Here is a 12,206-nt window from a genome sequence, read left to right as displayed (position 1 = left end):
ATCTCATTGACCCGTGACTTCAAACTCGTAAAGTGAATACCCGTAAGGCGTCCCCCGCTCGATGCCATACATGCGGACATATCTCGCTGGCTGCGGTGAGAGCGGGATTTCGTCGAGTCCACCATCGCCGCTTGAGTTCGAATACACCTCTTGCCAATGCTCTGGCGACCCGTTGTCCGTGGAGATCTCGATCTTGTAGCGCTTGGCGTATGCGGCCTCCCACCGCAGCTTGACGCCGGTGATTTGATGTACGGAACCCAGATCAACGTAAATCCATTCCGGGTCGGTACCTTCGCGGCTGGCCCATCGCGTCATCTGGTTGCCATCCACAGCTTTGTCCGGTTCAAACCCAACGCCTTCAATCGTGCTGGATACCGCTGTTTTATTCAGAGCTAGATTAGGCGCTTCCGGTACGGTTGCACCGCCGGGCTTCCACCAATTCCCCGATAGGAACAGCAAGTTCAGCAAATTGTAGCTGTCGCTGAAGTAGTCCTCTTTCTTATTCTTCATCCAGTCCCAGCCCGCATTCACCCATGCTTGATTACTGGAATTTGCCGTCCCCGCCGAGATGAATGGGGCGACAAATACCGCGGTGGCATAATTTCCGATCGCCGTACCGTCCAGCTTGTAGCCGTTTTTGATATTCGCGGGTGAACCGCCGGTTTTGTTCTTCATCCAGTTCACCATTTGATCGGCCAGCGCTTGCGCTCTTGTATCGCCGTATAACGCATAATCCATCACAATACGCAGCGGCACGCGGCTTGCATTATAGTAATATTGATTTGTCTCTTTGAACTCTTCCAGATACCACTCTGGTGCAGGTCTTGGCGGGTTGCCCACCACGAAGTCGGAGATCAGTCCGGTATTTGGTGAATACGTTGTGGTAAACTGTTGATACACATCGTACAGATTATCAATGACATGAATCCAAGTCTCATCCCCCGTGACCTCGCAAAAAGCGCGCAAATGGCTGAGCATCCAGTCCGACGGGCGTGTATTCAGCGCATCTTTACCGTCCCAATCGCCCAGATTGAGCCGATAGCCAGTCGTAACGTAGCTGGCTTTGATGCCGTCGGTAATCATTTTTTTCGCTTCCTGCAGGTAATTGATTTCCCCGCCCGAACCCCACTGGTTATGAGCTAAAATCAACGAATATGCGATATCCAAATCACCGTCGGTTGCCGAGCCAAAGTGCCCCTGAGCTGCTTTGCTGTCCGCCACAACCCAGCCCATCAAATTCGGGTTGCCGCTGCTCTTATACGCGCGTGCCGTTTTGAACAACCCGTCATAGATCGTCTTGGCGTTCGGATCATATCCGGCCATCAGCACCGTGATGATCATGCCGTAGCCTTGGCCTTCGGAAGAACCCAGCGCGGTAAATCCGTCGGGATCCCCCGTGATATTTCCCTTCACATAATAACCGCCCGGCAACGAGGTCAAATTATTCCTAAGGTAGGTCGCTTTCCAATAATCGTAATATGCCGCTACGGCCTGATTCATCGCCGCTTGGGTGACATGGCTTGGCTTGATTACTCCCGGATAGCTGACCTGCTGCGGGAACGGTTTCAGTTCGCCAGCGGCAGCAACGGGAGCGGCCGGTGCGATGGCCCCAAACGAGGTGGCTATGAATAAACACAGCAAAACTAGACAAACCTTATGAAGCTTCATCATCATTCCTCCTCAAAGCGAAAGTAGAAAACCTGTCTTTCGTTAAGCGATCTCGGAATTGCACCTAATGAAACGCAAGGATGTCCTAATTCCTATTTTATTCCAGCTCTCTCTAAATATAAACTAAATTCTACGGGTCTGAAACATGAAAACACGGGGATCGGGATACCCTATGGAAGGTAATGACTACTACCGAGAGAATGACTTAAGGAGGATCAGTATGGAACATCAGAATCAACCAGCCCGCGATGAGGCCAAACTGCGCAACAAATTAAATGAACAAGGGGATTCGTTGGCCGAGAAAAAGAAGATTGAGAATGGAGTCGACATCGAGCCGGAGGCCGATGAATGGGTGGCCAAACCGGTGCCGTTCACTGATACGGATTCCACGAAATAACCTTCCTCTTTCGTTGATCCATCCGCAGGGCTCCTTATGGGGCCGCTGCGGATATTTTATTGTCCATCAGCGTTCCCAGGCTACAGGATAATGAACCTTAAGCGCGAATATCATGATACAGAGGTTGATTTGAAATCTGGGAGCGTGAATAGATGGAAGCGTTCGCAAAAGATTTATTGAAGGATAAGGTCATCCTGATCACCGGTGGCGGTACGGGGTTAGGACGGGCCATGGCCAGTCGGTTTTTGCAGCTCGGCGCTAAGGTCGCCATCTGCGGTCGACGTGAAGACGTATTGGAAAAAGCTGCTGAAGAACTATCCTCCGCTGACGGCAGTGAGGTATTCCCACAACGCTGTGATGTTCGCGATCCCGGGCAAGTCCATAACTGCGTAGATGCCGTTTGGCGTCATTTCGGACGGATCGATGTGCTTGTCAACAACGCTGCCGGCAATTTTATCAGCCCGACAGAACGTCTGTCTCCCAATGCCGTCAATGCGGTGCTGGGCATCGTGCTGCACGGTACATTTTACATGACATTAGAGGTAGGAAAACGTTGGATTGAACAGCGGTTGCCCGGAACGATGCTGAACATTGTCACGACCTACGCTTCGACCGGATCGGGATACGTCGTTCCCTCCGCCGCGGCCAAGGCTGGCGTTCTCGCTCTGACCCGCTCACTAGCCGTCGAGTGGGCACCTCACGGGATCCGTCAGGTGGCGATCGCTCCCGGGCCGTTTCCAACGGAAGGTGCCTGGTCCCGCCTCTCCCCTACACCGGAGCTGGAGGCAAAAATGCTGGGACGCGTGCCACTCGGGAGAACCGGCCGCCCCGAAGAGCTGGCGGACTTAGCCGCCTTCCTCGTCTCGGATGCCGCCGGCTATATCAACGGTGAGGTGGTCACGATTGACGGCGGTGAATGGCTGCGCGGGGCCGGACAATTTAACGATCTTGCCGAGGTGACGGAAGAACAGTGGGATCGCTTGTCCGAGTTAACGCGCAAAGGGAAATAGCCGCTGCCTTAGTTCGTACTGCTTGCTTTCGCCTCAGAGGCGGAACCTGCAGCGCGATCTGCCGGATAATTCTTCGTGGAAAACCGCTTATTCACCAAAAAATGCGACGCAACGTAAACGACCAGGAACAACCCCATGACCCCGGCTGAATAACGGTACATCACCGCATAATCCGTGGCAGATGCGATAGCCCCTAGAATGATTGCACCAATGGCGACGCCAAAATCCGTAGTATTAAAAAACATGCTGTTCGCTACTCCATATTGCTCCGGTGTGCTGGTTCGCAGCATCCAAGCCTGCAGCGTGGGCTGGGTCGCCCCGAAGCCAAGTCCGTACAGCAGCGCCGAAACAATCAGCATCGGCAACGACTGGGTGAACGACAAGACAACCATGCTCGCGACAACAAGCAGCGCAGCCGGGATCAAGACGGCCACATGGCCCTTCGCATCAAAGATCCTGCCGGAGATCGGACGTATGATGATTACAGTCACCGCATTAAACAAGAAGAATAACCCCACCTGTTCAAGGTGAAGAAATTCGCCGAATAAAGCGATAAAGCTTAACAATCCGCTGTATGTAATCGACAATAACGTATTAAGAAAAGCCGGAAACAGGAGTTTACGGTTAAACGGCGCACGACGCTTAGGGGTCGAGTCGCCGGCTCCCGGCGTCGTCTTCATTTCAGTTAACTTCAAATTATTACTCCTCGGAAGTGCCCGGGTGAGCAGCAACAGCGGGATCACCACCAAGACGGCCATTGTCCCCGACAAGGTCAATGTACCAAAACCGAACTTCTGCAGCAAATTTAAGCCGATCATTGGGCCGATCGACATGGCCAAGCTGCTGGACAAGCCGAAATATCCGATGCCTTCCCCCATACGGGATGGCGGAATGATCCGTGACACCAGCGTAGGCAATATCGTGCTGCCGATCCCAAAGCCAAACCCATACCCGGCCCGCACCAGCAGCAAACCTCCAACCGAACCCACCCAATCATTTAACTCGGTCATGATTGCCGCGATGATCAAGCCGGCGAACAGCAGAACATTAGGTGAAAATTTCCGCAGCATCGCCGCCGCGAGAAAACGGGTCAGGATCGCGGATACGGCGAATATGCTGGTCACGAGACTGACCTCCAAATCGCTGGCCGCAAGTTCGTTTTTGGCATAGGACGAAAGAGAAGATAACAGCATTTGCAAATTCAAAAACAACAAAAAAGCAGAGATCGTTAATGATATAAACGATCTCGTCCATAATCGGTCAGATTCTTTGTATAAATTCATTTCTTCGCCTCTAATCTACTTGGATGTTATACTTTGCATTGGATCGCTGAAATGCCGATTAATTCGCTGGAGCAGCTCCATGAGCTTCTCGTATTCCTCCGCATCCATGATCCGCTTGACCTCTTCGGTCACACTCCGTTCTATGGGCAAGGTTTCGCGGATCAGCTCTTTTCCCCGCTCCGTGCTGAACACGAGGAACGATCTTCGATCGCGCTTCCCCGCTTGCTTGCGAACAAGTCCCTTGCTTTCCAGCAAATCGATAATTCGGGTGGTCGTTGGCTTGTCCTTTCCGCTTCGATCCGCGATTTCTTTCTGAATTAAGCCATCCGACTGATAGATCTGATGAAGCACGGACCATTGCTCCGGCGTAATGTCATAATCCTTCAGCCGATGCTGCAGTAAGGCAGAGATTTTCCGATAAGCCACACCCATGATAAATCCGACGGCCAGCTCGCTCCGTGAGTGGTCACTTGTCACTTTGAGTCACACCTGCTTTAATAGTTGTCACGACAATTATATGCTAACAAACTAATTGAGGTCAATCTTCTGTCTATTTTCAGGGCGGGTAGGTGATCATCTTTCCCTTTTCCATAAAGGCGGAATACATTACCATAAAAACATCTCAAAGGGGAACAGTATTCATGAAAACTGCCCGTCACCCGCGTCATATCACAAGCAAGCTTAAAAAAAATGAAGCGTTGATGCAAAGCAAAACATTACGGAGCTATCTCCCCGAAACGCGTCGCTTTAATAAAGAGAATTTGCATAGTATGCTGATGAGATATCAGATGGTCTACGTCAAACCAGTGAACGGCACTTGGGGAAAAGGCGTCATGCGGGTCGAATATAAACCTCACTCCAGACACGGGATCTACCAATACCAACTTGACAAGAAGATTAGAACTCATAATTCGGTGGATGAACTCTATCGCTCGATTCGAAAACATAAGCTGAAAGGTCGTTATCTCGTTCAGCAAGGCATTGAGCTGCTCAAATACGATCAGCGCCGCTTCGACCTGCGTGTCATGGTGCAGCGTACCCCGCAGAAGGTTTGGAAGACGACCGGCATGATTGGCAGACTGGCCCATCCGAAGAAGATCGTCACCAATTATCACAACGATGGGAAGCTTGTGTCGGTAGAAAAGCTGCTCTCTCCTTATTTGAAGGGATCGCGGCTCAAGTCTTATACCAGCATGCTGGGAAACTTTGGGGAGGACATTGCCAATCACTTAAAGAAGAGCTTCCCCGGTCTTCGCGAAATCGGCGTAGATGTGGCGATTGACCAGAAGCTTCGGCCTTGGATTCTAGAGGTAAATACCGCGCCGGATCCGTTCATCTTCCGTAAGCTGAAGGCCAAGAGCATCTTCCGCACGATCATGAAATATGCCCGCGCTTATGGCAAATACAAGCGTAAATAAAAATGATAAACGGACGGAGGCTTGCCCATAGGGCATCCTCTCGTCCGTTTTTGATTGGGTAGGGTTTATGAACCAAACTGCCGGTAGATCCCGATCAGCTTCTTGGCGGTTTGCTTCCATCCGAACTTCTCCACAGCGTCCTTCCGCGCTTGTCTGGACATTCTAGCGGTCAGCTCCCGATCCCGAGCCAGCTTCAGAATCCACTTCGCATGCTCTTCGGGGTTGCGGTAGGCATCCACCAGGTAGCCATTCGAACCATGTTTGACGATCTCTCCAATCCCGCCGATATTGGATGCGACGACGGGAAGTCCGGATGCCATCGCTTCCAAATTCACCAGACCAAACGCTTCATGCTCCTGGGAAGGGCACGCAAACAGATCGGCCTGCCGGAACTTGCGATGAATGGAACGATGTGGAATTTTACCGGTAAATTTGACCGGCACACCCTTCGCCCTTGCCAAACGCTTGAGTTCCCGTAAGTACCCCGGTTTGCCGCCGCCAACAACGGTCAAGCTTACCGCCCCATATTCCTTGCGTACACGACTGATGGCCCGGATCAGAACCGGAACACCTTTTCGTGGAATCACCCGACCTGCGAACAAGACGCGAAAAGTGCCGGAACGCCCGCTTTGTCCGCCTGCCGGGCTAAACCGAGCGGTGTCTACACCTAGATGCACCTTGCGGAGTTTCCCCGCATGCCTTGGGAAACGCGCGGCTAAATTCGCTTTAAGCGATTCGCTGTTGGCAATGATCAAGTCGGCTCGGCCCAGACTTTCGTTCACTTTGGAGGTGGGTTTCACAAACGTAAGCGAATGCAGGAACAGCGTGACCGGAGTATGGGGAAACGCCGCCTTGATCTTAGCCATATAATGCGGACGATTATCGACCTGAATCAGGTCATAACGTCTCCCTTTTAAGTAACGCAAAACGGATGCAATATACTTGCTGGAACTTCCGCTGCTTAAGCGGACGATCGTTAAGTTCCCCATCCGGCTTACGTTGGGCAAGTTTCGGGCCTTTCTGCTGATCAGCGTAACTCGATGATTCAAAGCCAATTGCTTGGCGATGGCCAGCATGCTGATCTCTACCGAGCCGTTACCGGGAACCGGAATCTGCTCGGGCGCTACCATCAAAATATTCATAGGCTCCTCCTAACGCATATGCCTTGTGTTTATTCACCATATGCGTTAAGAGGACTCCCTGCGCAGGTATCCACCCAAGCCGTCAGGTCACGCGGAACGTTCCTGTTCCAAATGCACAGATTTCGCCTTGATCCAGACGGGCATAGGCCATCGTGGTGACCGATTTGTGCGATACATGAACCAGTTCGGCGGTCACGGTGATCGACCCCTTTACGGCTTTGGTGACGTAATTCAGGTTCAAATTGGTTGTCACCACACTGGCTTCCGGTTTGGCGATCATCGCCAGCAGTCCCATCGCCGAATCGATCATCGTCGCGTGGACACCGCCATGGACGATGCCGATCAAGTTCAAATGATGCGGCTGAATCTGAAGGCGTATCACGACCCGCTGCTCATTCGCTTCGACCACTTGGCAGCCGAGATAATCTACAAATGAGCCAATCGCCGCCTGATTCCACAACGCCAAACGTTGCTGCAGCTCTTCTGAATCCGCTTTCATTTTAGATAACCTCCGTTCATCCCGCTGACTCAGCCCCCCTATCCTGTATCGGGTTAGGCGCATCAACGGTTACTTCTCTTTCGCTTGAGGCGGATTCTGACGCTCCACTTCCTCCTCCACGAGCCTACGGCGCAGCACTTTGCCGGCCAACGTTTTCGGAAGACTATCCCGAAATTCGTAAACTTTCGGCACTTTATAGGCAGCGAGCTTCTCCTTGCACCAGCGTTTGATGCCTTCCTCGTCCGGTGTTGCACCTTCTTTCAGGACGATATACGCTTTGACCGTCTCGCCGCGATATCGATCGAAGATACCAGCCACGATCGCCTCCTCCACGTCCGGATGCTCAAACAACACCTCCTCGACCTCCCGAGGATAAATGTTATATCCTCCGGCAATGATCAAATCTTTGCGCCGATCCAAAATGTAGAAGAACCCGTCTTCATCCATCCGCCCCAAATCACCGGTGAGCAGCCAGCCGTCGCGCAGCGTCTTGTACGTTTCCTCCGGACGGTTCCAGTACCCCCGCATCACCTGGGGCCCCCGCACGGCAAGCTCGCCGATTTCACCAACTGGTACCTCCTCCAGCGTATCCGGCTGCACGATCATCGCATCGGTATCGGGAAACGGAATGCCGATCGATCCGGTTTTCCGCATCCCCCAGATGTTGTTGGCATGCGTGACCGGTGACGCTTCGGTCAATCCGTAGCCCTCGATCAGCTTGCCGCCGGTTAATTCCTCAAACCGGGTTTGGACCTCAAGCGGCAACGAAGCCGCACCGCTGACGCATACATTAATCGAGGATAAATCGTACCCCGCTACGTCCTTGTGATTAATAATCGCAACGTACATCGTTGGCGCGCCAGGAAATACGGTCGGTTTCTTGAGATGGATCGTCTGCAGCACCTGATTAATTTCAAAACGAGGCATGAGCAGCAGAGTCCCACCTAAAGAAACCGATTGATTTAACAGCACCGTCATGCCAAACACATGGAAAAAAGGGAGCGCCGCCAAATACTTCTCCTTCGCCGGCCTAGCACGGTAAAACCAGAGCTGGTTTTGAATCGTATTGGCCACCAGATTCATATGCGTCAGCATGACCCCTTTGGCAAAGCCCGTGGTCCCGCCGGTGTATTGCAATAACGCTAAATCCTGTTCAGAATCCACTTCCACATGGCAGGGCTCAGAGCTGCCGCTGGCAAGAAAGGCCGGAAAGGCGATTAAGCGATCATTATAGTTTAAATGAGCCAGCATGCCGTCTTTTTTGGCTTTGATCGGATACAGCATGTTTTTGGGGAAAGGCAAATAGTCCTTAATCGATGTTGCGATGATATATTCCATCGGATGCAGCTTTGTCGCTGTCCTTACCCGCTCCACGAGCGGGTCTAACGTCACCATCACGCGTGCGCCCGCATCGGTGAGCTGATGCTCCAGCTCCCTGGGCATATAAAGCGGATTCGTCATGACGGCGATTCCGCCCATGAGCAGTGTCCCGTAATAGGCGATCACCGCCTGCGGGCAATTCGGCAGCATAATAGCCACACGGTCCCCCTTGCGAATGCCCAGCTTTCGCAGGGCATTCGCAAATTTGTACGACTGTTTCAGCAGAGTACGGTAATTGATCTTTTTTCCCATGAACTCCAGAGCTGTCACTTCGGGGAAACGAGCAGCGGAAACTTCTAAAAAGTGGGCGAGATTTTGCTTCGGATAATCATAGGTCGGTGGTACTTCAGCAGGGTAGAACTTCAGCCAAGGTTTACTCGACATACGCCTTGCCTCCCAACCTCGCAATTTTACAAAACGTATTTCTCCGCCCGGATCACCTCGGCGGCAATTTGCCGTTTTAATGACAGCGTATTCAGGGCTGACCGCTTTGTCAATTTTTTCAGGATGGAGAGTTGCGTACGCAGCATATCCCCTGTCTCCATATAACTTAGCGTTTCCTTCGCCAAAGCTTCGATCTTGCCAAATTCCTCTTGAATGAACACCTTCGTCATAGCGATATAGAGTGCTGCCTTGTCTTCACCAGCTTGCGCAATGCGCTTCTTCGTGCGGAGCAACGCGCTTTCCATGGCATAGATGGCGATCATCATATCCGCCAAATGACTGAGCACTTCCTGCTCCCGCTCCAGCTTGAGCTGATATTTTTGCACCGCTTGGGCACCCACCATCAGGAAAATCTTCTTGGCCATGGACAGCAGGTAGGCCTCCTCCTCCAACGTGCCTTCGAAAGTGCGGCTTGGGATCGGCTCCATCAGCTCCGCTTGCAGCTTTTGCGCCGCCTGCAGCAGGGGGAGTTCGCCCTTCATCGCCCGTTTAACCAGCGCGCCGGGAATCAGGAGACGATTAATTTCATTGGTGCCTTCAAAAATCCGGTTGATCCGCGAGTCGCGATAAATCCGCTCAATTCGATATTCCTGTGTAAACCCGTAGCCGCCATGGATTTGCACGCCTTCGTCCGCAACGAAATCCAGCACCTCCGAGCCAAACACTTTGTTGATGGAGCATTCCAGTTGGTATTCGGCGATTTGCTTCGCCGATTGGTAGCCCACATCCGCGCTGCTGTAATCGACATCGGCTAATCCGACGTCAAACAGGCCGGCTGTACGATAGACCATACTTTCCAGCACGAACGTACGCGTATTCATCTCCGCCAGCTTTTTGCCGATGAGCGGGAAGGACGAGATCTTTTGCCCGAATTGGGTACGTTCATTGGCGTATTTTGCCGCATATTCGATTGCATCCTTGGAGGAACCAAGACATCCTGCCGCCAATTTGAAGCGTCCGATATTCAGGATGTTGAAGGCGATCAAGTGGCCTTTGCCCACTTCCCACAGCAGATTTTCGACCGGCACTTTCACGTCTTCAAGGATCAGAGGGCAGGTGGAGGAGCCTTTGATGCCCATCTTCTTCTCCTCCGGTCCGATGCTCACCCCTTCCATGCTCCGTTCAACGATAAACGTGCTGAAATCGGTGCCGTTCACCTTGGCGTACACAATGAAAATATCCGCAAAGCCGGCGTTCGTAATAAATTGTTTCGTCCCGTTTAACACATAATGCGTCCCATCCTCCGACAACACCGCGGTCGTCTTGGCCCCCAGCGCATCGGAGCCCGAGGAAGGTTCGGTCAAGCAATACGCCGCGAGTAGTTCCCCTGTCGCCAGCTTCGGCAAGTATTTGCGCTTCTGGGCATCGGTTCCGAAAAACACGATGGGCAGCGTCCCGATGCCGACATGAGCTCCGGCTGAGAGGGCAAATGAGGAAGCTTTCGTCAGCTTTTCGCTGATTAACGTTGTGCTGACTTTGTCTAGCCCCATGCCGCCGTAAGCCTCCGGCACGTCAGCGCCGAGCAGCCCTACTTCGCCCGCTTTGCGCAGCAAATCGGCGGTCAGCTCATAGTTCAAATGCTCGATCTCTTCGTCCCGCGGTAGGATTTCCGATCGGACGAATTCCTCCGTCGTCTCGCCGATCATGCGATGCTCCTCGCTGAAATCCTCCGGGGTCACAACCTGACGGTAATCTACATCGGTAATGACAAAGCTTCCGCCTACGATTTTTTCCTTCGTTTCGTTGCTCATGCGATCCTCTCCTTCATTCAAATGGATTCAAGGGTGAACTTCAAAAACGCCGGCCGCGCCCATACCGCCGCCAATACACATCGACACGACACCGTACCTGCCGCCCCGTCGGTGCAGTTCGTGAATCAGGGAGATCGACAGCTTCGTCCCGGTGCAGCCCAGCGGATGTCCGAGGGCAATCGCGCCGCCATTGACGTTCACTTTGTTCTCATCCAGACCCAACTCGCGAATCACGTGTATGCATTGAGAGGCGAATGCTTCGTTGATCTCAAACAGATCCACATCGTCCAGCGTGATCCCTGCAGCCGCCAGCGCCTTCGGAATCGCCTTGACCGGACCTACGCCCATCAACTCCGGCTCCACGCCGGCCACCGCAAACGCGCGGAACGTTGCCAGCGGTTGAAGCCCTAACGCATCGGCCTTCTCCCGGCTCATGACGACGACCGCTGCCGCCCCATCGTTCATCGGCGAGGAGTTCCCTGCCGTCACGGTTCCCCCTTGCTTAAAGCTGGGTTTCAGCTTCGCTAAAGCTTCAAGGGTCGTATCGCTGCGGACACTTTCGTCAGTGTCAAACACAAAGCGCTTCACTTTGACCTTCCCGCGCTCATCCAAGCTGCGCAGCTCCGCCTCAAACGGGACGATCTCCTCCTTGAACTTGCCTTCGGCGATGGCTTGAGCGGCTTTCTGATGCGATGCCAAAGCGAACCGGTCCTGATCTTCCCGGGAGATGCCAAAACGTTCGGCAACGCGTTCCGCCGTATGGCCCATCGCGATGTAGACCTCCGGCATTTCAGCGACGATCCGCGGGTTCGGCGACACCTTGAACCCGGTCATTGGCACATGGCTCATGCTTTCCACGCCGCCGGCGATCAACACATCGGCCTGACCCAGCATGATCCGCTCCGCCGCAAAGGCAATCGCCTGCAAACCCGAAGAACAGAAGCGATTGATGGTAATGGCAGGCACCGTCACCGGAAACCCGGCGTAGAGCGCCATGATGCGTGCAAAGTTAAGCCCCTGCTCCCCCTCCGGCATGGCGCAGCCAATGATGATGTCCTCAACATCCCCTTTGCTCAGACCGGGTGCACGCTCAATCGCGGCTTCCAGCACGATTTTGCCTAAATCATCGGCGCGGGTTTGGACCAGACTGCCTTTCTTGGCTCTGCCCACTGCGGTTCGGGCCGCGGATACAATCACAGCTTCCTTCATCTGAA

General features: G+C 53.1%; 11 protein-coding genes and 1 pseudogene. 3 read left to right on the top strand and 9 right to left on the bottom strand.

The window, feature by feature from the left end:
• Positions 1–3: 3 nt before the first annotated feature.
• Positions 4–390, bottom strand: coding sequence for a discoidin domain-containing protein (locus M3G15_RS02305; RefSeq protein ID WP_397376579.1), 387 nt, complete (start codon positions 388–390; stop codon positions 4–6).
• A 36-nt stretch (positions 391–426) separates the two neighbouring features.
• Positions 427–1,674 (bottom strand): annotated as a pseudogene (locus M3G15_RS02300) (family 8 glycosyl hydrolase); the annotation flags it as partial.
• Positions 1,675–1,888: 214 nt separating this feature from the next.
• Between M3G15_RS02300 and M3G15_RS02295 the strand changes: the two are divergent.
• A complete protein-coding gene (locus tag M3G15_RS02295; protein WP_260069954.1) occupies positions 1,889–2,065 on the top strand; it encodes a hypothetical protein in 177 nt (58 codons plus the stop codon).
• A gap of 152 nt (positions 2,066–2,217) precedes the next feature.
• Positions 2,218–3,075: an SDR family oxidoreductase gene (locus M3G15_RS02290; RefSeq protein ID WP_009223213.1), complete on the top strand. Its 858-nt coding sequence runs from the start codon at positions 2,218–2,220 to the stop codon at positions 3,073–3,075.
• An 8-nt stretch (positions 3,076–3,083) separates the two neighbouring features.
• On the opposite strand, the gene M3G15_RS02285 is transcribed toward M3G15_RS02290, so the two are convergent.
• Both M3G15_RS02285 and M3G15_RS02280 read right to left on the bottom strand, forming a co-directional pair.
• The gene (locus M3G15_RS02285; RefSeq protein ID WP_009223212.1) at positions 3,084–4,358 is read right to left on the bottom strand and encodes an MFS transporter; all 1,275 of its coding nucleotides are present in this window, start codon (positions 4,356–4,358) and stop codon (positions 3,084–3,086) included.
• 15 nt (positions 4,359–4,373) lie between these two features.
• The gene (locus M3G15_RS02280) at positions 4,374–4,835 is read right to left on the bottom strand and encodes a MarR family winged helix-turn-helix transcriptional regulator (RefSeq protein ID WP_009223211.1); all 462 of its coding nucleotides are present in this window, start codon (positions 4,833–4,835) and stop codon (positions 4,374–4,376) included.
• A gap of 164 nt (positions 4,836–4,999) precedes the next feature.
• On the opposite strand from M3G15_RS02280, the gene M3G15_RS02275 reads away from it, so the two are divergent.
• The gene (locus tag M3G15_RS02275; RefSeq protein WP_260069953.1) at positions 5,000–5,776 is read left to right on the top strand and encodes a YheC/YheD family protein; all 777 of its coding nucleotides are present in this window, start codon (positions 5,000–5,002) and stop codon (positions 5,774–5,776) included.
• A gap of 65 nt (positions 5,777–5,841) precedes the next feature.
• Here M3G15_RS02275 and M3G15_RS02270 read toward each other — a convergent pair whose 3' ends face one another.
• The 5 genes from M3G15_RS02270 to M3G15_RS02250 form a co-directional block, all read right to left on the bottom strand.
• Positions 5,842–6,918 carry a glycosyltransferase family 4 protein gene (locus tag M3G15_RS02270; protein WP_009223209.1) on the bottom strand — a complete coding sequence of 359 codons (1,077 nt, stop codon included), beginning with the start codon at positions 6,916–6,918 and terminating at the stop codon, positions 5,842–5,844.
• A gap of 82 nt (positions 6,919–7,000) precedes the next feature.
• Positions 7,001–7,417, bottom strand: coding sequence for a PaaI family thioesterase (locus M3G15_RS02265; RefSeq protein ID WP_050769664.1), 417 nt, complete (start codon positions 7,415–7,417; stop codon positions 7,001–7,003).
• A 69-nt stretch (positions 7,418–7,486) separates the two neighbouring features.
• Entirely contained in the window at positions 7,487–9,181 is a 1,695-nt protein-coding gene (locus tag M3G15_RS02260; protein ID WP_260069952.1) for a long-chain-fatty-acid--CoA ligase, read from the bottom strand.
• 26 nt (positions 9,182–9,207) lie between these two features.
• Positions 9,208–10,992, bottom strand: a complete 1,785-nt coding sequence (locus M3G15_RS02255) for an acyl-CoA dehydrogenase family protein (protein WP_260069951.1) — start codon at positions 10,990–10,992, stop codon at positions 9,208–9,210.
• Between the two features lie 27 nt (positions 10,993–11,019).
• A complete protein-coding gene (locus M3G15_RS02250; RefSeq protein ID WP_009223205.1) occupies positions 11,020–12,201 on the bottom strand; it encodes an acetyl-CoA C-acyltransferase in 1,182 nt (393 codons plus the stop codon).
• Positions 12,202–12,206: the final 5 nt, after the last annotated feature.

It is taken from the genome of Paenibacillus sp. p3-SID1389 (assembly GCF_025151705.1).
Taxonomy (GTDB): domain Bacteria; phylum Bacillota; class Bacilli; order Paenibacillales; family Paenibacillaceae; genus Fontibacillus; species Fontibacillus phoenicis.
The sequence above is the reverse complement of the archived record's forward strand: the minus strand, read 5'-3'. Positions and strand labels throughout refer to the sequence as shown.

Bases quoted from the DNA above. Each gene is read 5' to 3' on its own strand.
- M3G15_RS02275 (WP_260069953.1), top strand. From the start codon at position 5,000: ATGAAAACTGCCCGTCACCCGCGTCATATCACAAGCAAGCTTAAAAAA.
- M3G15_RS02270 (WP_009223209.1), bottom strand. From the start codon at position 6,918: ATGAATATTTTGATGGTAGCGCCCGAGCAGATTCCGGTTCCCGGTAAC.
- M3G15_RS02285 (WP_009223212.1), bottom strand. From the start codon at position 4,358: ATGAATTTATACAAAGAATCTGACCGATTATGGACGAGATCGTTTATA.
- M3G15_RS02255 (WP_260069951.1), bottom strand. From the start codon at position 10,992: ATGAGCAACGAAACGAAGGAAAAAATCGTAGGCGGAAGCTTTGTCATT.
- M3G15_RS02265 (WP_050769664.1), bottom strand. From the start codon at position 7,417: ATGAAAGCGGATTCAGAAGAGCTGCAGCAACGTTTGGCGTTGTGGAAT.
- M3G15_RS02295 (WP_260069954.1), top strand. From the start codon at position 1,889: ATGGAACATCAGAATCAACCAGCCCGCGATGAGGCCAAACTGCGCAAC.
- M3G15_RS02290 (WP_009223213.1), top strand. From the start codon at position 2,218: ATGGAAGCGTTCGCAAAAGATTTATTGAAGGATAAGGTCATCCTGATC.
- M3G15_RS02260 (WP_260069952.1), bottom strand. From the start codon at position 9,181: ATGTCGAGTAAACCTTGGCTGAAGTTCTACCCTGCTGAAGTACCACCG.
- M3G15_RS02250 (WP_009223205.1), bottom strand. From the start codon at position 12,201: ATGAAGGAAGCTGTGATTGTATCCGCGGCCCGAACCGCAGTGGGCAGA.